This window comes from Aquimarina sp. 2-A2, from assembly GCF_045505135.1.
Taxonomy (GTDB): domain Bacteria; phylum Bacteroidota; class Bacteroidia; order Flavobacteriales; family Flavobacteriaceae; genus Aquimarina; species Aquimarina intermedia.
Genome location: NZ_JBJKFI010000003.1, coordinates 272,812 through 297,859 on the forward strand (window position 1 = coordinate 272,812; position 25,048 = coordinate 297,859).

A 25,048-nucleotide genomic window follows, 5' to 3' on the forward strand; every position below is an offset into this window, starting at 1 on the left:
CATAAGATGAAGCTAGTAGAATCTACATATGAAATTATTGCTTGGAAGTATTTGAATCAAAGTGTTGACGAAAAGTGGTCTGCTCGGGCTGTTGAAATGATGTTGGTCGGGTTTGATACCGAGCATTTAGTTGAACTTGCTGGAATTGAAAAACCATACAACCAATTTGAATTAAAAGAATTGACTGATAAGGTATTTGAAGAACTAAATCTTAACTTTACAAATCAGGACAAAGTAGTAATTGACTATGTGACTTATTTGGCAAAAGAAGTGCTGAATGATAAAAGAGATTTATTGAAAACTTTAAGGGAGATTAAGGACTTATACATCGCATTTGATTACGATAGCCAAATTTATGATTTCTACTCTCTGTACTTTGCTAAAGAAGATTTGAACTATGATACCGTACAATGGTATTGGAACGGGGCAGACAGAAACAACATTGACCAAATTTGTAAGGACTATTTAAAAGAATGGATAAACAAACATGAAATTGGATGAACTATTAGAAAAAGTAAATTCTAAAGAGACTTTTTTCCAATTTGTCAAAGCTCTTAAAGAAGATAAGATTGATGAAGATGAAAAGGAGAAAACAAGTTCATCTTCACCTTATGGACCTGGAGTCAACGGATGGGAAAATGGAACAATCTCAACTTTTTTAGATGCTGTTGAAGCATATGGAGAGGATAGTGATTTAATTAAGGAGGAACCTAATTGGAAGAGCTTTGCACTTTTACTATATGCTGGAAAGTTTTATGAATAAAGAAATACGACACCACAACACTGTATATGAAATCATAGCACCCTACGGGATGCTACGCTTCATATACTAAACGTTGTACTTAATGGGGTATGGTAAAGGATGTCCCTTAACGAACATGCCGAAAAAACTGAATTGAATTGATATTTAGACCAATAAAATACGAAAAATACGCTCAAAAAGCAGTTGGCAAACTTCAAGAAAGTCAACCTAAATTCAGAGAAAATTTTGATACGGATAACTATGCAAATTGGTTTTATAACCAATCAAGCGAAACGCTAAGATTGTATAGTGAAGACAAAGAAATTTATTTCAGATATATTCCTGTTGGAACATTTTCGCTGAATACAAATAGTTGGATGTGGGCTTGGGCTAATGAAGATTCTGTTGAACCGAGAAAATTTAGAACTTTGAAAATTAAAGAATTCGGCGAAAAGAAAAATTATGAAAATCTGACAAATGCTTACTTTGAAGGGGACAAATATACAGGTTGGGAATTGACTTCTATTGCATTTGACATAATTGGTGGAATTGGGACTTACCGAGTCATTTCTGACCATTTAGAAAAGTACTTTCTTCTGACTGAACAAATAACGAAAGAAGAAGCCGAAAAAATTGAGAGTGAATTAATTGAATGTAGTGTTCACGGAAAAATCAGAAAAGCATTTATTTGCCAACATTTGAATACCGAACAAAAAACTGGATTTGAAGAGGCTTTTGAGACCTATCGAGGAATGGAATTGGAAGAAGAAGATGATTTGCAAGCTTGGTGTTCTGAATGCGAAAAAGAGCGAATTAAAACAGATGGTTGGAATGATGAATCTATGGGGTTTGCTAAAATAAAATTAGTGTGTGAAAGGTGTTATTTTGAAATTAAAGAAATGCATTAAAAGGAATAAAGCACATAACATATTTATTTTTAGACATTAGCAGAGGATATGATCAAGAAAGCAGTATCTAATAGTTGTAAAATAACGGCAGCTAAAATAATTTACAAATGAAAAAATGTATGCTACTTTTAATGGTCCTTGCTTGTCATAGTCTAATGACGGCGCAGGATACAGATGCAGAATTGTTTTTTAACGATGGAACTTCAATCGAGGGGTATGGAATGCTTCATAAAACTGATAAAATCAAATTTCGTATTTCCCTAGATGACAAACCGGATATATGGACAAAACTAATGGTCAAAAAGATAACTTTCTATGGTTTCAATATGAGTACTACTTTTGAATACGTGCAATTGAAACCTGATGAACCTGCAACACTAGTAGAAGTACTCGTTGATGAAAACACAAAATTATTCTCTGATGTAACCACTTACTATTTTTATGCAAATGATGGAATGATGAACGGTTTGCCAACATCAAGATCACGACAACAATTTTCAATTTCGAAAATTTATATTCAAAAAGCTGGAGATGAGTTTCCGGTAGCCTTAACCGGAAATTTTAAACGAAAAGCAAAAGAATACTTTTCTGATTGCTCCGGATTGGTTAAGAAAATAAATAGTGGAGAATTCAGAAAATCTACAGTAAAAGACATGGTATACTACTATAATGATTTTTGTGCGGAATAAGTAGCTGCTAATAATATGCTAATAAGTAAGAATTTTTATATAAAGAAACGAGTTTTTTAATTCGTAGATAATAGTAGAGGAAAATATAAGCAGGAATACTTTGACTACGAGTTGAAGAAGGCAGCTAGTCTCGCTTAGGATTGCAAATAGCTTTTTAAAGTTGCGTTTATCCTCTAAATAACTCCTATAGCAACTATTATATCAAAATCCTCCTTAATTTTCCTATCTTTATAAAGGACTCAGTCAAAACAACATAAATTATGGTTATAAACGTTAAACCGCCAACTTCCTTTTGGATCGTCGCTACCTTTGCTCTTTTGTGGAATATCATAGAAATCTATTTCAGTTCCTTTGAGCTAGACGTGCTACAAGAAAATATGACGACTGAGGAATTTGATAATATGCAGTCAATCCCTTTTTGGTATGTAGGAGTATTTTTAATTGCGCTATTCTCGGAAATGCTAGGTAGTTTTATGCTGTTTATGAGACGTAAATTTGCTACTGTATTCTTTGCAGTTGCCTTAATTACGCTACTATTTATAGAGTTTTATTGGTTGTTCTTTTTTGATATTCAAACCACATCTATTGTATTTTCTATAGTTATACCAATTATAGTCATTGGAATAGCCGCATTTCTTTATTATTATAGTAAAATGGCTGTCAAAAAAGGTTGGCTTAAATAGACAAGGATTCATCAAAATCGATTGTTTCAATGAGGTCAATTTATAACCCAAGATAGTATAAATGTTATGTTGGCGGATTGATACTTTTGACATTAATTAATAGAATACAAACAAAAAATGACTCAAACAGCGCGTCCAAAAATCCAAATATCATTAACTAATTTGGATAAAAGTATCGAAGTGGTAGCGGCTATCCTATTGATGATAATTTGGATACTGCCTTTATCAACGTATACTGATTTGCCAGAGATAATTCCGATTCATTATAATGGTTTAGGGAAAGCAGATGAGTTTGGTCATAAAGGGAATATTTTTTTAGGTCCGAGTCTGGCATTGATATTCTATATTGGGATGACGCTATTGGTTAGCAAACCACACCTTTTCAATTATCCTAAGACAATCACAAACGAAAATGCTTTAAAAAACTATACGCTGGCAACGCGATTAATTAGAGTGGTTAAATTGACTATTGTAGTTGTTTTCACTGTCGTTGTTCTAAGAACGTTACAAAATGCAACTGGAACTATCGATGCTCTTGGGACTTGGCTTTTGCCGGTATCACTTGGAGTTATGTTTATTCCGATAGCTTACTTTTTGCTTAAGATCATAAAGACGAATTGATAAGATTTCTGGTCCTTCCGATGAATGAAATCAAGAAAAGGTTTCCAGTTTCTAAGTTCTCCTTTTAGTTCACCTCATGTTTCTCGTTCCCTTCTTTTTCTTTTTACAAAGACTTTGGTGAAATATCTATTTCAAAAAAAATCGGTAGTTTAGTACTACTTAAAACCAAAATATCCACTGATTCTGATTATAAACTTTTCATCGCTTGTTGCTAGCATTGCTAAAATAGAAGACTAGACCATTTAGCTTATTGAAGAAGCCATTGGTAGTAAGCAATGAAGTTTGAACAGGTGTCATGGTCCTTAGGTTTTTACAAATTTGAATGTTATGATAAAAGAGATGTACATACAATTGACGCTCTCAATCATTTGTTTTTTAATCAAACTAACTAATTATTAAAGAAGGAAAGAATGGACAAATTAACTCAGTTTTTCAACGAACTGTTGACCAATACAGAAACATTCAATCATTTTAATTCTGGTGCTACAAAAGGCGAAATTGCCAACAATCGAAAACGCATGTTACATGCAGCCGGAGTTGAACATTCAGAAGAGATTATAAAGATGTCTGCTCAAGATCTGCAAAAATTTATGGAGAAAGAGTTGTTTCCAAAATCCGGTGAGATAATGAAAACAACCATATCCGAGTTAATTATCCAACAAATGTTAGCACATCCCGAACGGATGGCAATTATTGATGGTAATACCAATATTGAGTACAAGGACCTTATGAAACGGGCTAGTGAAGTGGCAGGAGAGCTTAATAATCGTAAGGTAGTACCGGGATCATTAGTTGGGGTGTGCATGAGTCGCACCTGGGAACTTGTTGCCACACTAATTGGAGTGATGCAAGCAGGATGTGCTTATGTGCCCTTAGATCCAGCATACCCGCAAGATCGAGTGCAATATATGTTAGAACATTCTCGTGCGGTAGCAGCCATTGTTGATACGGATAAGGCAGCAGCCCTTTGTAAAGGTGTACGTGAACTGCTATGGCTCAATTCAGTTGGTAGTCATACGGATGCTACAATTCGACCCTCTGAAAATGATTTGGCTTATGTCATCTATACCTCAGGATCAACAGGTCGCCCAAAAGGAGTAGCTGTAGAACATAAAAACGTTGTTGCTATGCTTCAGTCCATGCGTGAGAAATTTAGTGATGAAGAACTAAAAGGTGTATTTGCCGGAGCTTCGGTTTGTTTTGATACTTCGGTGATGGAAATTATGGGAACCTTATCACTTGGTGGTACAATTATCCTTGCAAAAAATGCGCTTGAGCTGACCACGCTTCCTGCGGCGGATCAGTTGAGAACCGTTGTAATAGTTGCCTCGGCACTGCAAGCACTACTAACTACTGAAACATTACCCAAGGGATTACGATGTTTAGTTTTTGGAGGCGAGGCGCTCAAACGCTCAGTGGTAGAACAGGTATACGCCTTAGCACCCAATCTACGTATCTTAAATGCTTATGGCCCTACTGAAGACACGGTGTATTCAACCTTGGCCGAGATTCCTTCGGGAGTTAAAATAGTTACGATAGGCAAGTCGGTGGCGAACTCCCGTGCATATATTTTGGACGATGTTATGCAACCAGTTCCTGTCGGAGAGGCCGGTGAATTGTACCTTGCAGGAAGCAAGCTTGCACGCGGATATTTATATGATGAGGCGCTAACTAAAGAACGTTTTATAGAAAGGGAACCTTGTGATCTGATACCGGACAATCGATTATATAAAACCGGAGATTTGTGTCGCTGGACAGAAAATAAAGAAATTGAATTTCTGGGTAGAGTTGATCAACAAGTAAAGATCAGAGGCTTTAGAATAGAGCTTGAAGAAATTGAGTCGGCACTTGAGTCAATGGAGGGTGTTGACGCTGCAGCTGCAGCTGCCCTAGATGGTGGTATAGGTCAAAAAATACTGGTAGTCTACGTGGTAAGTCGGGATGCAGCGGTAACTGAAGTAAAAGTCAAATCCTATTTATCAGAACGCTTACCCAAGTACATGGTACCTCAAATTGTGAGACACTTAGAATCTTTACCGTTTTTACCCAATGACAAACTCGATCGTAAGAAACTCGTGAGCATGGAAACAGAGGTACGGATAGAACACGGTGTAGAGAAAGTTACACCAGGAGAGCATACAACAAATGGCACGGGTAAACTGGTACAACAATTTGTAGGCTCCAAAAACAATCAGCAAGCAGCCATCCTGTCAATCATTCAGAATGAACTGGCTTCAATCCTAAATTTTGGTGATCCCAAGGATGTTATGCCAGACGATGCATTTGAAAACATGGGTCTCGACTCACTGAGTACCTTAGAGTTTAGTAGTCGACTTAGCAAAGTGTTGGGGCAAGAGGTGTCAGCTCAAAAGATTTTTGAATACACTACCCCAAACGCGTTAGCTAATTATATTATTACTACGGCAGGAAGTGGTCCTGATAATCATTTAGCAAATAAACGACCTAAGGTGGCTCGGGATACGCTTGCCAGTTTCCAAATTAATATTCAGTCCAGTCATCCAACATTTCAGGCTGCGAATGCCTCCTCATGGAGTGCTAATGATAAGAGCAAGTTGGTTCAGGAGTTTATGCATTTGGTAAATAATAATCGCAGAAATCCTTATGGGAAAGTATTACAAACGGGAAGTGCAGCCAGAGGGACCATAGGGGACTCCTATACTAATGAAAAGCAGGAAGCTATTATCTGGTCGACCAATCTTTATTTTGGTTTGAACCGGGATCCACAAGTTATCGAGGAAGCTTCAAATGCCTTAGCGCGGTACGGTACCGGAATGGGTATTTCGGCGGCAGCGACTGGTATGACTACTCAACATCTGGAGTTTGAGAAAGAGTTTGCCGATTTAGTTGGGAAACCTAGTGCATGTTTGTTTCCTACCGGATATACAGCTAATCTGGGAGCGATTTCTGGTCTTCTTGGACAAAACGATGTCGTTGTGATCGATCAACTCTGTCACGCATCTATTGTTGATGGCGCTCGTCTAAGCGGTGCAACTATGAGAACGTTTAAGCATAATAATGCATCTGATCTCGCGGCTGTCCTTGAATCAGAGGTGTCACCCTATCGTACAGTTCTGGTTGTGTTAGAAAGCGTATATAGTATGGGGGAAGGTACTGCACCGGTTGCAGAAATAGTGCGTACCGCTAAAAAATATGATGCACTTGTGTTAGTGGACGAAGCCCATTCTTTTGGTTTTTATGGTGAGAATGGAGCCGGAGTATGTGCTGCGCAAGGTGTCACTAAGGTGGATTTTATTATGACGACGCTTAGTAAAGCGTTGGGAAGTATTGGAGGCGTTATAGCGGCTAGCCAGCAGCACATTGATCTTTTGAAATCATCCTCCAGAGCGTATATCTTTCAAGCTTCTATTAGTCCTGCAGATATAGCAGCAGGACTCGCTTCTTTGCGACGTCTACGCTCTGATGATACGTTACGTAAGCAATTATGGGACACGACACGCTATATGCGCGAGCAATTTGAAGAAGCAGGCTATGATCTGGGAACCGGAGACGGTCCTATTGTCACACCTCATTTTGGAGACAAAGATAAGTTGTATGCAATAGTGCAAGGCTTATATGAACGTGGTGTTCAAACACTAGCAGTTACTTACCCCATAGTTGAAATCGGACGAGGGCGCTTGAGATTTATTTGCTCGGCATCCCATACGCGTGATGATATAGACAAAACGGTAAAAGCGCTTATCGAAGCAGAACGTGAAGTAGAGGAACAATTTTTAGAAAAAAAGGATAAAAAAAAGGATATTACTATTAAAAGCGCTGATTTAGTAGTCTGGGCTGATGCGTTTACAGACTTTCTCAAAAAATCGATAGCTGAGGTAACTGTTTCTACTCCAAATCTTGCTATAGCTGTTAGTGTTTCAGAGCAATCTGAGCCTATCACTATTTTGGTAAAAGATGGAGAAGTAGTATTAAATGGGCAAAGAAGTTGTGATGTATCTTATTGTTCAATGCTTCTTACAGATAAGCAAACAGTAACTGCTTTGCAGTCCTCAGACGTTCAAGGATTACTCAATGGCATCTGCGAGGGAACTTGTGTGCTAAAAGGGCAAGTAGAACCTTTTATATGGTTTATTGGACGAATGGTGGAACAGCGTGAGAGCGCTCATGTTGTTTTAGAATAAAAAGATTAGAAGCAATCATTCTTATGTGCAAGGTCCGTTCTTTCTCAAAATTTCATTGTGGAAACGCGGGCATGATGCACAACGTATAAATGACGGAAAAGGTGCTCCCTCAAAAATTGTTTTTAATCGTAGATCGTATCAGTTTCGTATCTTATCGTCTAATCATTTACCAGAAATAACCCCGATTCATTACAACGGATTAGGAAAATCAGATGCGTTTGGAGTGATAAATGGATACAGTTGAATTATAGAATAGATAAATAAGCAATGAAGAAAAAACTACTTATCCAGCTATGCCTTTTGATCTATACATACTCATTTGGGTAGGAGGGAAAGGTTATTGATGCGATTCGGGAAAAGTTTCAAAAATGGCAACCAGTAGTCGAAGATGAATTGAAAACTTCATCTAAATTTTACCACTATGTTTGGGGGGGAGCATTATCGAAATGATGAATGGTGTAGTAGTGAAACATATGATGAGGATAAGCTTTTATGTCAAATCGCGAGTGTTATTGAAGACATCAACTTAGGAACCTATGTTCATTATGACAACTATTCAATATCTGGGGATTGGCTCATTAGCTCTGATTACTATTTCAATAAGGACAACAAACTTTATTTTGTGTTTTGGAGAATGAATACTTATCAGGCAGAGGAAACTTTAACTGTTGAAAAGAGGCTTTATTTCAATTTTGATGGAGAGCCGATAAGAACTTTTCAAACTAAATATAAGATGAATACAATTAGCAAATCAAATGCTAGTTTTGCAGACCAAAATGTTGAATATGAATCCCGACTGAATCGAATGGGGTTTTATAATACATGGAAAAACAAATAGCTATATTTTGTTAGCCTCATAGTAGGTTGATACGCAAAAATTATCATCATAAAATCAACAACATGATCCATCTAATAGTTGGCAACACAGGCTCAGGAAAAACCACCTATGCGGCTGAGTTAAAACAAAAAATAAAAGGCATTGTTTTTTCGATTGACACCTGGAACAATACGCTGTTTCTCCCTGATAAAAAACCGGAAGATGGTTTAGACTGGTTTCTGGAGCGGATTGAGAGAGCAGAGCGTATCATGATGAATTTGATCGAACAATTAGAAGCTGCTAATACAGATACAATTCTTGATTTAGGCTTATCAAAATTTGAGCACCGAGAAAAATTCAGAACCTTTGCGAGCGATAAAGGGTATGAGATACAGCTTCATTTTTTAGATATATCAAAAGAAACACGCCTCAAAAGGGTGCTGCAACGCAATTAAGAACAAGGGGCTACCTTTGAATTCGAAGTAAGTATAGAAAATTTTGATTTTATGGAAGATTGGTTTGAACGACCTAATAAATCTGAAATGAAAGATGCAATCCATATTACTGAATAAAAATACCAGGACACTCTATGACTGCAAACGATACTTTCTGAAATAGAGGGATAAGTTTAAAAGGAATCTTTTGAAATTGGATATACTTTAGTTATAACTAATCGCTTGGATTCCTTTATCTTAAAAATAGTATGATCTTTTAAAGTTTATTCTATATTACGCTCTACGTAACGAATAATATGATTAGCAATATCTTTGCCTGTGGCACCTTCGATTCCTTCCAGTCCCGGTGAGGAATTTACTTCCAGGATTAATGGGCCACGTTCAGACTGTAGCATATCGACTCCGGCAATGCCAAGTCCCATAGCACGTGCAGCTTTGAGCGCTGCATTTTCTTCTTCTTCGGTAAGTTCGATAATATTAGCACTGCCACCTCGATGTAAATTGGATCTAAACTCGCCTTCTTTACCCTGTCGTTTCATCGCACCCACTACGACACCGTCGACTATAAATACTCTTAAATCGGCACCTTTAGCTTCTTTGATGAATTCTTGCACAATAACCCGTGCTTGTAATCCATTAAAAGCTTCTAAAATGGATTCGGCAGAATTTTGATTATCAGCGAGTACTACGCCTAAGCCTTGTGTTCCTTCCAAGAGTTTTATCACTAGCGGAGCTCCACCGGCACGTTCGATAATTTGTGTAACGTCTTTAGAGTAATTACTGAAAATTGTTTTAGGTAATCCTAAACCTGCTCGCGATAGAATCTGTAGACTTCTCAGTTTGTCCCGGGATCGCACCAGCGCCTGAGATTCTGTAGCGGTAAAGACTTTCATCATTTCAAATTGACGTACTACAGCTGTGCCGTAAAATGTGATGGAGGCTCCGATTCGTGGAATGACACCATCCACATTCGTGATCTCTTTTCCTTTATATATTATGGAAGGTTTCTTTTTTTCAATGACTAAATTACATTGTGAGTGATCGATAACCACCATCTCGTGGCCTTTTTTCTCTCCGGCTTCGACAAGTCGCTTAGTTGAATACAATTTGGGGTTTTGTGACAGGATAACGATTTTCATTGTTTGAATTTTAAATTGGTTTATAAAAAATAGAATCTATGTTGATAAAGAACTAGTTGCATCATATTCTAGTTCAGTATTCTAGAGTATGGAGTACTATAATTTTGAGCAGGTTGGCCATAATTCAGCTTGCCGTATGATGGGTGTGATACGGTTAGAAAAGTTAGATAAAAAATCTGTGATCTGGGAGCTATTAGATGAAATAATTTTTTGAATTCACACGAGCTTAAAAAAACAGAATACTAGTGAGAGCAAATAAAGTCACGGTGAATAAAAAGCTTCTTAGTTTACCGTGTTAGGAGACATTTTGGTACAATGACGATGTTAATTTTAAGAAAAAATGAGTCTTACGTTAAACATTTTATAAGCTCGCTATAAAAGCATTGAGGAAACTTAGGAAAGTGCCTATTTTAGAGATGACAAAATAAAATATAACATTATGAAAGTACAAGCATACCTATCATTTAGAGGCGAATGTCAAGAGGCATTTAATTTTTACAAAGGCATATTAGGAGGGGATATTGTCAATCGCGAGACCTGGGAGAATAAAGATCAGGATATCCCTGAGCACTATCGTAATAAATTACAACATGCAGAGCTAAAAGGAAAAGGATTTCATTTTATGGGATATGATGTAGCTCCTGATACCCCTTTGAATTCTGGAAATTCGGTGTGTATGAGTATCGATTATGATAATGAGCAAGAAGCCAAAGAGGCATTTGATGCGTTAAGTGCGAAGGGACAGGTAAACACTCCCTTTCAAGAAACATCATGGGATGCACATTACGGGAGATGTACCGATCAGTACGGTATACAATGGATGGTAAATGCTAAATAATTAAACTTTGCTCAAAAATTAAAAAAAAGCCATCGTCAAGATGGCTTTTTTTTAATTCTCAGATGTCTCGTCCTGACATAAGGTTACAAGAGTAAGCGCTATAATAAGATTTATTCTTTTGTTTTCTTCTGGTATTTATCAAACCACGCCAGCGTATGAGCAACTTTTGTAATTAATTGACTAGGTCTTTTGGCAATGCCATGGGATGCCCCGGGAATCTCAACCAACACTGTTTCTATTTTGCGAAGCTTTAAGGCGTGATACAATTGTTTTGCTTCAGACGGGGGTGTACGCAAGTCATTCATACCAACCATAACCATCGTAGGTGTTTCAATATTGCCCACCAAAGATATGGGTGAGAATTTCCAATAGGTTTCCATATTTTCCCAAGGTTGACCTGGGTATCTGTAATTTGCGTAACCATAATAATTATCAGCCACCAAAGTCTTACTAATCCAGTTCATAACTGGTTTTGCTACCACCGCAGCCTTAAACCGATTGTTCTTACCAATGATCCAGGCGGTCATGATACCACCGGCACTCCCACCGGTAACATAGAGTTCTTCTTTATCTGCAATACCGTTTTTAATCAAATAGTCAACACCATCCATCACATCATTATAATCTTCGCCGGGATAATTGTTATAGAGTAAATTCCCGAATTCCTCTCCGTAACTGGTACTTCCTCTCGGATTTGGATAAAAAACAAGATAACCTGCAGCAGCATACAGTTGTAACTCGGCAGAAAAACGATCTCCGTAATTAAGAATAGGTCCTCCATGATTTTCTACCAGCAAAGGATATGTTTTAGTAGCATCATAAGTAGGTGGTTTTACAATCCAACCTTGGATCTTTCTTCCATCTATTGATGAGGAATACCAAACTTCTTCAACCTGTCCCAGGGTACGATATGAGAGCCAATGGTCATTAAGCCGTGTTAGCAATTTCGGTGTTTGTTGTTTTGGTTTTAACAGAGCAATATCAGCAGGATATGCTGGTCGTGTTTGCGTATATGCAATTACACCTTTATTCGATACACTATAAGATCCTCCTGCATAAGGACGTCCAATAGATGTTCCACCCAGGTTATCAGCGAGTTTAGTGACTTTTCCATCTAGATCGGTATATCCTATCTTGGAGTTTCCTTGGTCATCATAAGTAAAGTACAATCCATTTCCTTTTGCATCCCATTGAAGGTTACTCAGATTTCTATCCAATGCAACCTGAATTACTTTTTTATCGGCTCCATCACTATCCATAAGGTACAATTGATTCAGTTGATACGCTTGTACTTTATCATCGTAACCTAGATATGCGATTAATTTTCCATCTGGGGAAAAGGAAGCAGTGTAGTCGGGTCCTTTACGCTTGGTTAAAGGTAGTATAGTACCTTTATTGACAGATACTTTGTATATTTCGCTATTTCTAAAATCATGTTCCCAATCCTCATTTCTATTCGCTGAAAATAAAATATGTTTTCCGTCAGGAGACCATGATAAGCCACTTCTATGATTAAAATTTCCACTAGTAATTTGGCGCGGAGAACCACCTGAGGCAGGGATCACAAAAATATGAGAGAATCCGGGCTCCAAATAGCCACGACCATCAGCTTCATGTTTTAATTGATTGGTAATTCGTGGTTTTTCTGCCCACTTGGCACCTTTTGGTTTTTGGGGTAGTTTGGCAAGTACAACAGGTTTTTGCGGAACCAACATGGCGAAAGCCAGTTGCGTTCCATCAGCAGACCACGTTAACGATGTAGGTGAGCATTCCAGTTGTGATATTCTGGCATATTGCCCTGTTTGTACCCAATACATAAAAATTTCAGCACCTTGATCGGTACTACTCACAAAAGCAATTCGATCGCCATTAGGGGACCATCTAGGCTGAGATTCACTCGCTTCTCTAGCGGTTAATTTGCGATGACTAGTACCATCTGCTTGAAGTATCCAAAGGTTTCCAACGCTTTTATCATGCATAATGTCAAAGCCTGTACGTCGATATACGATCTGATCTCCGTTAGGAGCAATTTGAGGATCAGAAGCATATTGAATTTTGAAAACATCCAGATCTTTAAAGGTGGTAAGCTTTTCTTGGGCTGTAAGAATAGTTAAGAGAGAGAACAGTGCTAAAGAGCAAAGTATTGCTTTTTTCATGACAAACTTCATTTTAAAACTTATAAAGATAAAAATTAATAGGTAATGGCCAGTTTATTTAGGTAGGATCGCGGAGTCGGAGAGGGCCGAGCGTTAAGAATTGATCCAGTGGGTCAATTTAGTGAAGGAGCCAGCAGGCGCATTGGCCGAATTTCCAAACAGATAAAATTCTGCAATGTAGTTGTTTTTGATCGTGGAGTCGAGAGCGGTTAACTCGGTTGATCCCTAATGCTTCCAGTACTGCAAATGCAACTAGCTGTCCTTGCAGTCCAGGCGTCTAAAAACAATAAAACCCGATCAAGCAAGCTTGTCGAGTTTTTATGTTTTAATCCGCAAACTAGTTGCGCTTGATCGTGGAGTCGGAGGGATTCGAACCCTCGTCCAAACAAGTAATCAAATAGCTTTCTACACGCTTAGTTTCTGTTTAGGTTTTCGTCTGCTTGCCGGTCAAAAACCACCAACGCACAGCTTATTCTCAATTAATTTCAAAACCAAATCAAGACCCTTTGGTTTCTAGGTTTACTTTTACGATACTCAAAACCAAACGCCATAAACCAAGGCTTTTGAAGAGTATCCTGCTTGTCTACCTTGTAGACCGAGGCATTATCCTACTGAAATTCAGATTATGCAGCTAGGGCGTAGTTATTCTCGCCGTTTAAAAAAGATGAAATATGATATTTACGAGCTATATCCCAGCGCTCGACGTGCTTACCATCTCATTAGTCTCGCTGTCAAAACCAGTCGACCCCAATAAAATCTCTCTTTCACAGTAAAAAAGAGTTGGCAAAGATAGTCATAATTGTTATATCTTTAACCACACATTAAAATAATCAAAATACATACCAAACTATATGATTACATTCGGAATTATCAAAGAACGTAAAAGCCCGCCAGATCGTCGGGTAGTCTTTTCTCCGCAAGCTTTAGCTATGGCAAAAAAGCAGTTTCCAAACGCGCGATTTAAAGTTGAGAGTTCTGATATTCGTGTGTTCTCTGATCAGGAATATAGAGATGCAGGCTTTGAGGTAACACAAGATATTTCAGATTGTGATGTCTTACTAGGTGTCAAAGAAGTGCCGAAAGAAGCATTATTGGCCAATAAAAAATACTTTTTCTTTTCGCACACCATAAAAAAACAACCCTATAACCGTGAATTGTTACGTAAAATTCTTGAAAAGAACATTGAATTATTCGATCACGAAGTAATAACAGATCGACAAGGTATGCGCTTAATTGGATTTGGTCGCTATGCAGGAATTGTAGGGGCGTACAATGCTATGCGCACCTGGGGTCTTAAGTTTGGGAAGTATGAATTGCCAAAAGCAAACGGATTGGAAGATCAGTCAGCATTGATCGCTAGGCTGTCTACAATTTCCTTACCGGCTATTAAAATAGTGCTGACCGGAAAAGGCAAGGTGGGTAATGGAGCAAAGGAAATGTTGGATGCCATGCAATTACGAGAAGTTACGGTACATGAGTTTCTTAAGGATACATTTGAGGAGCCTGTATATGTGCAGCTGGATGTAGAGGATTACGTAAAAACCAACGATGGTAAGCTCATGAGTGATAAATCTGATTTTTATAACCATCCTGAAAAGTACACAAATGATTTTTTAAAATTCACGGAGATAAGTGATCTGTTTATTGCGGGTCATTTTTACGGAGAAGGAGCTCCTGTTTTTTATACAAAAGAGGATATTGCTTCAGAAAAATTTAAAATCAAAGTTGTAGCAGATATATCCTGTGATATTGATGGCCCTGTGGCCTCGACGATTCGATCTTCTACGATTGCAGATCCAATCTTTGGATTAGATCCTCAAAAAGGTACAGAGACAGATTATAAAGATCCTAAAGCTATCGCTGTTATGGCTGTCGATAATTTACCATGTGAATTGCCAAAAGATGCAAGTGAAGGGTTTGGTCAAATGTTTTTAGATCATGTATTGCCTGCATTTTTTAATCAGGATGCCGATGGTATATTAGAGCGTGCCAGAATGACTCAAAACGGTACATTGACTGAGCGATACAGGTATCTGAAGGAATATGTAGATGAAACAAAAGCATCATAGCTTTCAATAAACTTTTAGTCACTTTAGAAAAAAACTACAATGACCACACAACACCTAGTCGATCAAATACATAAAAAAAAATCTTTTCTTTGTATTGGTCTTGATGTAGATTTAGGTAAAATTCCGGAGCATCTCTTGGATAGAGAGGATCCTATTTTTGAGTTCAATAAAGCCATTATCGATGCTACTCACCATTTGGCGGTGGCGTATAAGCCTAATACAGCATTTTATGAAGCGTATGGGTTAAAAGGATGGCAATCACTTCGTAAAACAATTACCTATCTAAACGAACAACATCCTGAAATATTTACCATTGCAGATGCAAAACGCGGAGATATTGGAAATACCAGTACCATGTATGCCAAAGCATTTTTTGAAGATTTGGCGTTTGATTCGGTTACGGTAGCACCTTATATGGGTAAAGATTCGGTAGAGCCTTTCTTAAATTTTAAAGATAAGCACACCATCATGTTGGCGCTGACCTCTAATCAGGGAGCATTTGATTTTCAAACCAAAACTGTTGAGGGTGTTGAATTGTATAAAAAGGTGCTTGAAACCTCAAAAACATGGAAGAATGCTGAAAATCTGATGTATGTAGTTGGTGCAACAAAAGCGGAGTTTTTGAGTGATATCAGAAAAATAATTCCGGATAGTTTTTTATTGGTTCCGGGGGTAGGCGCTCAAGGCGGAAGTTTACAAGAAGTTTGTGAGTATGGAATGAATGATCAGATAGGACTTTTGATCAACTCTTCTCGCGGAATTTTATATGCCTCAAAAGGAGAGGATTTTGCTGAAGCTGCAAAAGTACAAGCCGAATTGCTTCAATCTGAAATGATGTCTATACTCTTAAAAAAAACAGGAGCTTAGTTTTTTAAGCTCCTGTTTTGGTTGTTTAATTAACGTCGATTCGCTCGAAAAACGTATTTTATATACCCTATTAATCCATAGATAATAAAAAATACGAAGAACGCGAGTAAACCGTACGGTAACCAATTAAGTAACATTGCATTCATAGCCCCAAGATTTAAATTAATAAGTAAGAATATACAAATATTTGTAGGAATTTTAAAATTTAAGTTGTTAAAAATTAGATATTTAACATTTGTTAAAGGGTATTTGCAAATTAAAAATTATGAAAACTTTTGTTGATCAAATGGAGCGGGAGGTCAGTATAAAGAGTGAAACTCCGACAATTGTTTCCTTAGTACCTTCTCAAACTGAATTACTTGTTGATTTAGGTCTAGAAGATCAGTTGGTTGGGGTCACTAAATTTTGTGTGCATCCTGAAGGACTAAAACAAGAAAAAGAGATTGTTGGCGGAACCAAAAAAGTACATTTTGATAGGATTCGCGCGTTAAATCCCGGAATAATTCTTTGTAACAAAGAAGAGAATACTAAAATAATGGTTGAAGCTCTGGAAAAGGATTATCCTGTACATGTTTCAGATATAACAACGTTGGCATCTTCCTTAGCGCTGATTAAGCAATACGGAGCTATCTTTCAAAAGGAAAAGGAAGCTTTAGTAATTATGAATAAAATAGTGCAAGAACAGACGGATTTTAAAGCTTTTGTTCAGCATGTACCTTATAAGAATGTTCTTTACTTTATTTGGAAAAATCCGTGGATGATTGCGGGACCTTCTACTTTTATCACAACCTTATTAGAAGAAAATAAGTTTAAGAACTGCTACAACGGAACCGAGCGCTATCCGGTCGTTGACTTAGCTACAAGTAATAGTTATCAGAATGTTGATTTAATTTTACTTTCGTCAGAACCGTTTCCTTTTAATGATGCGCATAAAGAGGAGTTACAACAAATATTTCCTACGGCTACCATTCTACTGGTAGACGGAGAATATTTTTCATGGTATGGTTCCCGACTCCAATATGCTTTTAATTACTTCAGATCTTTACAAGATTTAATCAGACATAACCTTAAACAAGTCTAAGGGATGTGTTAATACCTTTGTCAAAAATAAAATTACCTAGTACCTTGCTTTAGAATAGAATTTTATGATCCACTATAATACCTATTGCCATCCTGTTAGTAAAAAATGGGTGACCTTTGTCCACGGTGCTGGAGGGAGTTCTTCGATATGGTTTAAGCAACTACGAGCTTTTAGAAAACATTTTAATATCTTATTATTAGATTTGAGAGGTCATGGTAATTCTGCCCCGGTATTCAAGGATTCTTTTAATGATAAATATACCTTTGATGTAATTACTAATGATATTATTGAAGTCATTGATAAAGAAGGGATTAAATCATCACATTTTGTCGGAATATCACTGGGGACTATACTAATTCGCAACTTGGCTGAAAGACATCCTGAGCGTGTAGATAGTATGATTATGGGTGGAGCAATTCTAAAATTAAATTTCAGGTCTCAGATTCTTATGAAATTGGGAGTGGTGTTCAAGTCGGTTATACCATATCTTATCCTGTATAAGTTTTTTGCGTTTATTATTATGCCTCGTAAAAATCACAAGCAATCCCGAATTCTTTTTGTAAATGAAGCTAAGAAACTCTACCAAAAAGAATTTATACGCTGGTTCAAACTAACTTCAGAGATCAATCCTTTGTTGCGTTTTTTTAGAGCTAAAGATATTGCGATACCGACTATGTATGTAATGGGAGAACAGGATTATCTTTTCTTACCGGCGGTTAGAAAGGTAGTTAATGCTCATAAAAAATCATTTTTGACTGTTGTTGCACAGTCAGGTCATGTAGTAAATGTTGAGCAGTCTGACGTTTTTAATCAAACATCGGTTAATTTTATACAATCATTTTAAGCAGATCTTTTACGAGGAGATATATTTAGATTTTCGACAGTTTCTAAATGTTTAATTTCTATTAAAAGTGCGCATGCCTCCATATTAATTTGATCGCTTTTATCTTTATCTTTCAGCGCAATCAGATAAGAACTTTTCATTAGCCTACAGTACTTATTTCTAAGCCTTTGTAGTCTATTTTTATTTTTTAGCCAAGTAAACATTTTCCCTATTTTTCTTTATTACAAAGCTATTCTATCTAATGTAAGAATTTTCACAAAGAACAGTTAACAATATATAAAAGAAACACAAAAAATGTATTTGAAGGACAATTTAGATCGTTTCATCTAATATTTCCCCTCTTTTTTAATCCTGTAATGCAAAAACTCTTTTCAACAAATCTGTTGTACGTGCTTGTATAGAGGTTCTAATTTGTTTTTCCTCGACCGCAATCATTTTATAAACTCCGTCTAATGCTTGATTAGTGACATAATCGGTAAGGTCAGGGTTTACATTTGTAGTAAAGGGAACCGCATTATATCTTGAGATGATAGAAGCCCAAACCTTATCTGCGCCCACCTTTGATAAAGAGGAGTTAATAACCGGACTAAATTTTTGATAAAGAGAAGATGTAGTTCTTCTTTCCAGGTAATTAGTAGCAGCATTATCAGACCCTGTTAAAATTTGTCGTGCATCTGCAAAGGTTATTTGTTTTACAGCGTTAACAAATATAGGGGTGGCTTCTTTTACGGCATCTTCAGCAGCGCGGTTTAAAACCTTAAGACCTTCATCTGCAAGTTTGCTCAGTCCAATATCTCGTAGTGTTTTATCAACTTTTTGTAACTCAGCAGGAAGCACAATCTTAACTAACTGATTTTTGTAAAACCCGTCAGGTTTTGTCAGTTTACTAACCTGCTTATCTATCCCTTTATCCAGTGCCTGTCGTAATCCATTAGCGATATCAAAATCACTCACTCCAATAGTTCCCGCTTGGGGTAAATTGTTTACAACCTGTTGCAGTTCAGCACAGCTAGTAGATAGTAATAGTAAAGCAAAAAAGTAGGGTTTCATAGTATAGATTTAATATGGTTATCTTAGCATTATGAGATCAAATTTACTGCTTTTCTTGATAGGGTCATTACTTTGTTGCTGCAAAAGAGATGCGTCCAGCGATCCTGACCTTGGTAAAGAATTACCATTGCAGTATATGATTGTACTGGGCATAGCCCAAGATGGAGGCTATCCTCATATAAATAATATAAAAGAATATAAAGCACTCAAAAATAATTTAATTAATAAAAAGCTCGTTGTTTCTTTAGGTATCGTAGATCAGGAGGCAGAAAAGAAATTTTTGATCGAGGCGACACCTGATATGCCCGAACAGTTAGCTAACCTATCAGCATATTATCCGGACAATCCACGTATCATTGATGGTGTTTTTTTGACGCATGCGCATATAGGTCATTATACAGGATTAATGTATTTTGGAAGAGAAGCGATGGGAGCAAAAAACATTCCTGTGCATGTAATGCCTAAGATGCAAGGGTTTTTGGAGAACAACGGACCTTGGTCGCAGCTTGTTGATGTAAAGAACATTCAGTTATTTCCGCTAGCGCATGAGAGGACTCAGGAGCTCACACCAGCATTGAAAATTACTCCTTTTAGGGTGCCGCATCGAGATGAGTTTTCAGAGACAGTAGGCTACAAAATTGAAGGGGCGTATAAATCTGCCTTATTTATACCTGATATCAACAAATGGTCGCAATGGAGTGTATCAATTAAGGAACAAGTCGAAGCGGTTGATTATGCTTTAATAGATGCCACATTTTATGAGGAGGGAGAAATACCAAGACCCATGTCAGAAGTCCCTCATCCTTTTATAGAAGAAACTTTAGACATTTTTAAAGATGCTACCAGCGCGGTGAAGTCAAAAATTTATTTTATCCATTTTAATCATAGTAATCCTATGCTCAACGCAGATCATACTGCACGAAAAAAGCTGGAAGCTGAAGGATATAATTTTACCTATACTAATCAGATTTTACCATTATAATGAGGAAAATAGTATCAGGTTTTATGTAAAAGGTTAAACTCCTTTATTAATCGGATCGTTGTGTAGTATCAGTTTTATTCTTCCAAATACGATTTGCTTTTAAAAGACTGATAAAATAACTGTTATATTATTCTGTAAAAAAGGGCGATATAGGTGCGAATTTCTTAAATTTGAAGCTTCAAATCAAGTATTTATTATCGATGGAACAAATAGCACCTTATAAGCCTAAAAATAAAGTAAGAATCGTTACCGCAGCATCTCTGTTTGACGGTCACGACGCCGCGATCAATATTATGCGTCGTATCATCCAGTCAACAGGAGTTGAGGTGATTCACCTTGGACATGATCGTAGCGTAGAAGAAGTTGTAAATTGTGCAATTCAAGAGGATGCAAATGCTATAGCGATGACATCCTATCAAGGAGGACATAATGAATATTTCAAATATATGTATGATCTGCTCAAAGAAAAAGGGGCGACACATATTAAAATCTTTGGTGGAGGAGGAGGTGTGATATTACCAGAAGAAATCAAAGAATTGATGGATTACGGTATAACACGCATATATTCTCCGGATGATGGAAGATCATTAGGTCTTCAGGGTATGATAAATGATTTGGTGCAACAGTCAGATTTTCCTATCGGAAACGGGCTTAATGGAGAGGCTAATCATTTAGCAGAAAAGAAAGCCGGTGCCATTGCTCGCGTAATTTCTGCTGCAGAGAATTTTCCCGAAATCGCTAAAGATACACTTGAGCAAATACATGCTAAAAATAAAACATCTAAAACTCCTGTCCTTGGAATTACAGGTACTGGTGGTGCCGGTAAATCATCACTGGTTGATGAATTAGTAAGACGTTTTCTTATCGATTTTAAGGATAAAACCATCGGAATCATTTCTGTAGATCCCTCTAAACGTAAGACTGGAGGAGCTTTATTAGGTGATAGGATCAGAATGAATGCTATTAATTCTCCCAGAGTATATATGCGTTCGCTGGCGACTAGACAATCAAACTTAGCCTTATCAAAATATGTGGCTGAAGCTATCGAAGTACTTAAAGCAGCAGAATACGATATCATTATTTTGGAAACATCCGGAATCGGACAGTCAGATACCGAAATTTTAGAACATAGCGATACTTCATTATATGTGATGACGCCGGAGTTTGGAGCAGCTACGCAGTTAGAAAAAATTGATATGCTGGATTTTGCAGATTTGGTAGCGATTAATAAGTTTGATAAAAGAGGTTCACTGGATGCGTTACGAGATGTGAAAAAACAATACATGCGTAACCATAATCTATGGGATACGCCTCAAGATGATCTGCCAGTTTATGGTACTATTGCTTCTCAGTTTAATGATCCGGGAATGAATACCCTATATAAAGCAATCATGGATAAGGTTGTTGAGAAAACAAACGCGGATCTTAAGTCTGATTTTCTTATTTCTGAAGAAATGTCAGAGAAGATATTTGTTATTCCACCAAGTCGAACCCGCTATTTATCAGAAATTTCTGAAAGCAATCGTTCTTATGATAGTACTGTTGATACTCAGGTGAGTGTAGCACAACGATTGTACGGAATCTATCAAACAATTTTATCGGTAGTTGATGTAGAACTTTCAAAAGATGCATTGCTAACCAAAGCAGGGATTGATCAGGAAATTGTACTCAAGCACAGTACCGACGATACACGTCCTTTTTTAAACTTATTATTTGATCAGTTTGAAAAGGTTAAATTGAACCTTGATCCTTATAACTGGGAAATCCTTATCAATTGGGATAAAAAGGTTCAAAAATATAAGGATCCAATCTATTCATTTAAGGTTCGGGACAAAGAAATAAAAATTGAAACGCATACAGAATCATTATCGCATACACAAATACCTAAGGTGGCGCTTCCCAAATATGAGGCATGGGGTGATGTTTTGAGATGGTGTTTGCAAGAAAATGTACCTGGTGAGTTTCCTTATGCTTCAGGATTGTATCCCTTTAAACGTACAGGGGAGGATCCAACACGTATGTTTGCGGGCGAAGGTGGACCGGAGCGTACCAATCGCAGATTTCATTATGTGAGCTTGGGGATGCCGGCAAAAAGATTATCTACAGCTTTTGATTCGGTGACACTTTATGGCAACGACCCGGATAAACGTCCTGATATTTATGGTAAAATAGGTAATGCGGGGGTTTCTATTTGTTGTTTGGATGATGCAAAAAAGTTATACTCAGGATTTGACTTATCCCACGCGATGACATCGGTAAGTATGACCATTAACGGTCCTGCACCAATGCTTCTTGGCTTCTTTATGAACGCTGCGGTTGATCAAAATTGTGAGAAGTATATTAAAGAAAATGGACTAGAGGCTGAAGTTGAAGCTAAGATTTCAAAAATTTATAAGGATAAAGGTGTTGATCGACCTCAATATCAAGGGCCATTGCCGGAAGGTAATGACGGACTTGGATTGATGTTGCTAGGTGTCACGGGAGATCAAGTATTGCCCGCAGAGGTTTACAATGAGATCAAAGAAAAAACGCTCAATGTTGTAAGAGGAACTGTTCAGGCAGATATCCTAAAAGAAGATCAGGCACAAAATACGTGTATTTTCTCTACCGAATTTGCATTACGTCTAATGGGAGATGTACAAGAATATTTTATTGAAAAACAAGTACGTAACTTCTATTCTGTATCTATTTCAGGGTATCATATTGCCGAAGCGGGCGCAAATCCAATTACTCAATTGGCTCTAACACTGGCCAATGGTTTTACCTATGTAGAGTATTACCTGAGTCGCGGAATGGATATTAATAAATTCGGACCTAACTTATCATTCTTTTTCTCTAATGGTATTGATCCCGAATATGCAGTAATCGGTCGTGTGGCACGTAAAATCTGGGCGAAAGCATTAAAGAATAAATACGGAGCCAACTCCAGAGCGCAGATGTTGAAGTACCATATTCAGACTTCTGGTCGTTCGCTGCATGCACAAGAGATTGACTTCAACGACATCCGTACAACCTTACAAGCCTTGTATGCTATTTATGATAATTGTAACTCATTGCATACCAACGCATATGATGAAGCGATTACTACACCAACTGAAGAATCGGTGCGTCGTGCTATGGCAATTCAGCTGATCATTAATAAGGAGCTAGGCTTAGCTAAAAATGAAAATCCAATTCAAGGTTCATTCATCATAGAAGAACTTACAGATTTGGTTGAAGAAGCTGTGTTGACTGAGTTTGATCGTATAACGGAGCGAGGTGGCGTATTAGGAGCTATGGAGACGATGTACCAGCGTAGCAAGATACAGGAAGAAAGTCTGTACTATGAAACATTAAAACATAATGGTGAATTTCCTATTATTGGAGTCAACACCTTTTTAAGTTCAAAAGGTTCACCAACTGTTACACCGGGAGAAGTTATTCGTGCTACAGAGGATGAAAAGCAATATCAAATAACAATTCTCAAGAATTTACACACGGCTAAGGAATCTTATGCAAAAGAAGCTTTGGATAAGGTGCAACATGCAGCTATACATAATCAGAATATTTTTGAGGTATTGATGGAGGCTACCAAAGTTTGTTCCCTAGGTCAAATTACAGCAGCTTTATTCGAAGTAGGAGGACAGTACCGTAGAAATATGTAGTACAAAACACCATTACATAAATTATTTAAAGCCTTGTATACTTTTTGTAAACAAGGCTTTATCTTTTTGTCTTTTGTGAATATGCTATTTAAAAAATTATAAAGTGGTCATCCAACTACGCTGTAGTCGACGAAATTTCTTAATCTCTTTGCGTAGTAGGATTATAAAATCCCGACCATTGCTACTGCTTTTTTCTAAGCGTTCACATGCAAAGGTCAAGCGTTGAATGAGTTTTGAAAGAGCATTGGCTGACTTTACACGATCTTCTTGAAAAGGTTGATTCTCTGCTTTTAAAATTTCAGGATACAGTCCGTTAGAGTGTCTAATAATATCACCTGTATAATAAACGTGTGGATTTTCACTGCCGTCACTCTCAAGAGCAACGAAGTCCGGAGTCAAATAGAGAGCTATCTGACGCGACAAGTGCAAAATATCTTGCGCTTGTTTGTAAAGCTTAGTATGTGATGATAAATTTCTCATAGATTACTATCTATAAAAATACAAGATCTAAAAGAGCGATAGCTTTCGAAATTAAAGTAAATTGCTTATTTTGCCTTATTAACTAAAATTTTTATAGTAAATACTTAAGAAACATAATGGATAGCGTAAACTGGAAGATATTAAAACTTTTACAAGCTAATGCACGCATTAGTAATGCCGAAATAGGAAGAGCGATAGGACTGAGCTCTCCAGCAGTGGCAGAGCGAATTAAGAGGATGGAAGATGAGGATATAATCAAAGGTTATGGAGCCAAAATTTCCTATTTTAAAGTAGGGTATCAACTAAAAGCTATTATTACTTTAAAAGCGTTTATGGGGAGGTTGCAACCTTTTTTAATTAAGGTAAAGGAGTTTGATGAAGTATTAAGCTGTTATCGTATCACCGGTAATGAAAATATTATTATGGAAGTGGTTCTCAAAGATCAAATGCATTTACAAGAGTTTATTGATAGTTTGATTACCTATGGAGAAGCAAAGACTCATATCATATTAAGTAGCTTAATTGAAAATAATCCAATCAATAAGCGTCTTTAGATAATATAACGATATCAAACAAACACTAAAACTACTAGTATTTTATGTTTTTACGCTTCTATCAATAACTCTTAATATAATACAAATGTTAATAAAAACGGTATTTCATCGATTAATAATGTTCTTTAACGTATTTTTTTTAAAATTTTTAAAATTTTATTTCAAAATGTAAGATTTATTTTCTTATCTTTAGGTAATACAAAATTAAAGAGGTATTCAGTATAGATTACAATATTTTAATATGTGACGACATGACTAAGGTATTTTAA

The 25,048-nt window shown here is 37.0% G+C and carries 23 protein-coding genes and 1 other RNA gene; 18 read left to right on the forward strand and 6 right to left on the reverse strand.

The window, feature by feature from the left end; translation table 11 throughout:
* Window positions 1–6: 6 nt before the first annotated feature.
* The 10 genes from ACJRPK_RS09580 (at window position 7) to ACJRPK_RS09625 (ending at window position 9,075) form a co-directional block, all read left to right on the forward strand.
* The gene (locus ACJRPK_RS09580; protein WP_407139691.1) at window positions 7–501 is read left to right on the forward strand and encodes a hypothetical protein; all 495 of its coding nucleotides are present in this window, start codon (window positions 7–9) and stop codon (window positions 499–501) included.
* Window positions 494–763 (forward strand): hypothetical protein, encoded by a 270-nt coding sequence (locus ACJRPK_RS09585; RefSeq protein ID WP_407139692.1) that lies wholly within the window; start codon window positions 494–496, stop codon window positions 761–763. The genes ACJRPK_RS09580 and ACJRPK_RS09585 overlap by 8 nt, the downstream gene beginning before the upstream one ends.
* 137 nt (window positions 764–900) lie before the next feature.
* Entirely contained in the window at window positions 901–1,650 is a 750-nt protein-coding gene (locus ACJRPK_RS09590) for a DUF6882 domain-containing protein (protein WP_407139693.1), read from the forward strand.
* Between the two features lie 107 nt (window positions 1,651–1,757).
* Entirely contained in the window at window positions 1,758–2,339 is a 582-nt protein-coding gene (locus ACJRPK_RS09595) for a hypothetical protein (RefSeq protein ID WP_407139694.1), read from the forward strand.
* 260 nt (window positions 2,340–2,599) lie between these two features.
* A complete protein-coding gene (locus tag ACJRPK_RS09600; protein WP_407139695.1) occupies window positions 2,600–3,022 on the forward strand; it encodes a hypothetical protein in 423 nt (140 codons plus the stop codon).
* Window positions 3,023–3,139: 117 nt separating this feature from the next.
* Window positions 3,140–3,643 carry a DUF1648 domain-containing protein gene (locus tag ACJRPK_RS09605; RefSeq protein WP_407139696.1) on the forward strand — a complete coding sequence of 168 codons (504 nt, stop codon included), beginning with the start codon at window positions 3,140–3,142 and terminating at the stop codon, window positions 3,641–3,643.
* A gap of 410 nt (window positions 3,644–4,053) precedes the next feature.
* A complete protein-coding gene (locus ACJRPK_RS09610; protein ID WP_407139697.1) occupies window positions 4,054–7,803 on the forward strand; it encodes an amino acid adenylation domain-containing protein in 3,750 nt (1,249 codons plus the stop codon).
* A 25-nt stretch (window positions 7,804–7,828) separates the two neighbouring features.
* Window positions 7,829–8,047 (forward strand): hypothetical protein, encoded by a 219-nt coding sequence (locus tag ACJRPK_RS09615; protein ID WP_407139698.1) that lies wholly within the window; start codon window positions 7,829–7,831, stop codon window positions 8,045–8,047.
* A gap of 177 nt (window positions 8,048–8,224) precedes the next feature.
* Window positions 8,225–8,641, forward strand: a complete 417-nt coding sequence (locus tag ACJRPK_RS09620; protein WP_407139699.1) for a hypothetical protein — start codon at window positions 8,225–8,227, stop codon at window positions 8,639–8,641.
* Between the two features lie 26 nt (window positions 8,642–8,667).
* The gene (locus ACJRPK_RS09625; RefSeq protein WP_407139700.1) at window positions 8,668–9,075 is read left to right on the forward strand and encodes an AAA family ATPase; all 408 of its coding nucleotides are present in this window, start codon (window positions 8,668–8,670) and stop codon (window positions 9,073–9,075) included.
* 263 nt (window positions 9,076–9,338) lie between these two features.
* On the opposite strand, the gene rimK is transcribed toward ACJRPK_RS09625, so the two are convergent.
* On the reverse strand, window positions 9,339–10,214 hold the full coding sequence (rimK, locus tag ACJRPK_RS09630; protein ID WP_407139701.1) for a 30S ribosomal protein S6--L-glutamate ligase: 876 nt from the start codon (window positions 10,212–10,214) through the stop codon (window positions 9,339–9,341).
* A 439-nt stretch (window positions 10,215–10,653) separates the two neighbouring features.
* On the opposite strand from rimK, the gene ACJRPK_RS09635 reads away from it, so the two are divergent.
* Window positions 10,654–11,052, forward strand: a complete 399-nt coding sequence (locus ACJRPK_RS09635; protein ID WP_407139702.1) for a VOC family protein — start codon at window positions 10,654–10,656, stop codon at window positions 11,050–11,052.
* 110 nt (window positions 11,053–11,162) lie between these two features.
* Here the strand turns inward: ACJRPK_RS09635 and ACJRPK_RS09640 are convergent, their stop codons facing one another.
* Both ACJRPK_RS09640 and ssrA read right to left on the reverse strand, forming a co-directional pair.
* A complete protein-coding gene (locus tag ACJRPK_RS09640; protein WP_407139703.1) occupies window positions 11,163–13,208 on the reverse strand; it encodes a S9 family peptidase in 2,046 nt (681 codons plus the stop codon).
* A 351-nt stretch (window positions 13,209–13,559) separates the two neighbouring features.
* Window positions 13,560–13,957: a transfer-messenger RNA gene (gene ssrA / locus ACJRPK_RS09645) on the reverse strand.
* 105 nt (window positions 13,958–14,062) lie between these two features.
* On the opposite strand from ssrA, the gene ACJRPK_RS09650 reads away from it, so the two are divergent.
* From ACJRPK_RS09650 to ACJRPK_RS09665, 4 genes are all read left to right on the forward strand, one after another.
* Window positions 14,063–15,277: an NAD(P)-dependent oxidoreductase gene (locus tag ACJRPK_RS09650; RefSeq protein WP_407139882.1), complete on the forward strand. Its 1,215-nt coding sequence runs from the start codon at window positions 14,063–14,065 to the stop codon at window positions 15,275–15,277.
* Between the two features lie 39 nt (window positions 15,278–15,316).
* The gene (pyrF, locus tag ACJRPK_RS09655; RefSeq protein ID WP_407139704.1) at window positions 15,317–16,144 is read left to right on the forward strand and encodes an orotidine-5'-phosphate decarboxylase; all 828 of its coding nucleotides are present in this window, start codon (window positions 15,317–15,319) and stop codon (window positions 16,142–16,144) included.
* 265 nt (window positions 16,145–16,409) lie between these two features.
* Window positions 16,410–17,225, forward strand: coding sequence for an ABC transporter substrate-binding protein (locus ACJRPK_RS09660; RefSeq protein ID WP_407139705.1), 816 nt, complete (start codon window positions 16,410–16,412; stop codon window positions 17,223–17,225).
* Between the two features lie 64 nt (window positions 17,226–17,289).
* Window positions 17,290–18,069: an alpha/beta fold hydrolase gene (locus ACJRPK_RS09665; RefSeq protein WP_407139706.1), complete on the forward strand. Its 780-nt coding sequence runs from the start codon at window positions 17,290–17,292 to the stop codon at window positions 18,067–18,069.
* Here ACJRPK_RS09665 and ACJRPK_RS09670 read toward each other — a convergent pair.
* Both ACJRPK_RS09670 and ACJRPK_RS09675 read right to left on the reverse strand, forming a co-directional pair.
* Complete coding sequence (locus ACJRPK_RS09670) at window positions 18,066–18,272, reverse strand: Lacal_2735 family protein (RefSeq protein ID WP_407139707.1); 207 nt, start codon at window positions 18,270–18,272, stop codon at window positions 18,066–18,068. The two genes, ACJRPK_RS09665 and ACJRPK_RS09670, sit on opposite strands and share 4 nt — an antisense overlap.
* Before the next feature lie 142 nt (window positions 18,273–18,414).
* Window positions 18,415–19,119 carry a DUF4197 domain-containing protein gene (locus ACJRPK_RS09675; RefSeq protein ID WP_407139708.1) on the reverse strand — a complete coding sequence of 235 codons (705 nt, stop codon included), beginning with the start codon at window positions 19,117–19,119 and terminating at the stop codon, window positions 18,415–18,417.
* Between the two features lie 31 nt (window positions 19,120–19,150).
* Between ACJRPK_RS09675 and ACJRPK_RS09680 the strand changes: the two genes are divergently transcribed.
* Both ACJRPK_RS09680 and ACJRPK_RS09685 read left to right on the forward strand, forming a co-directional pair.
* On the forward strand, window positions 19,151–20,101 hold the full coding sequence (locus tag ACJRPK_RS09680; protein WP_407139709.1) for an MBL fold metallo-hydrolase: 951 nt from the start codon (window positions 19,151–19,153) through the stop codon (window positions 20,099–20,101).
* Between the two features lie 200 nt (window positions 20,102–20,301).
* The gene (locus ACJRPK_RS09685; RefSeq protein ID WP_407139710.1) at window positions 20,302–23,745 is read left to right on the forward strand and encodes a methylmalonyl-CoA mutase family protein; all 3,444 of its coding nucleotides are present in this window, start codon (window positions 20,302–20,304) and stop codon (window positions 23,743–23,745) included.
* A gap of 96 nt (window positions 23,746–23,841) precedes the next feature.
* Here the strand turns inward: ACJRPK_RS09685 and ACJRPK_RS09690 are convergent, their stop codons facing one another.
* A complete protein-coding gene (locus ACJRPK_RS09690; RefSeq protein ID WP_407139711.1) occupies window positions 23,842–24,225 on the reverse strand; it encodes a hypothetical protein in 384 nt (127 codons plus the stop codon).
* A 116-nt stretch (window positions 24,226–24,341) separates the two neighbouring features.
* Here ACJRPK_RS09690 and ACJRPK_RS09695 point away from each other — a divergent pair, with 116 nt between their 5' ends.
* The gene (locus tag ACJRPK_RS09695) at window positions 24,342–24,779 is read left to right on the forward strand and encodes an Lrp/AsnC family transcriptional regulator (RefSeq protein WP_407139712.1); all 438 of its coding nucleotides are present in this window, start codon (window positions 24,342–24,344) and stop codon (window positions 24,777–24,779) included.
* Window positions 24,780–25,048 lie beyond the last annotated feature (269 nt).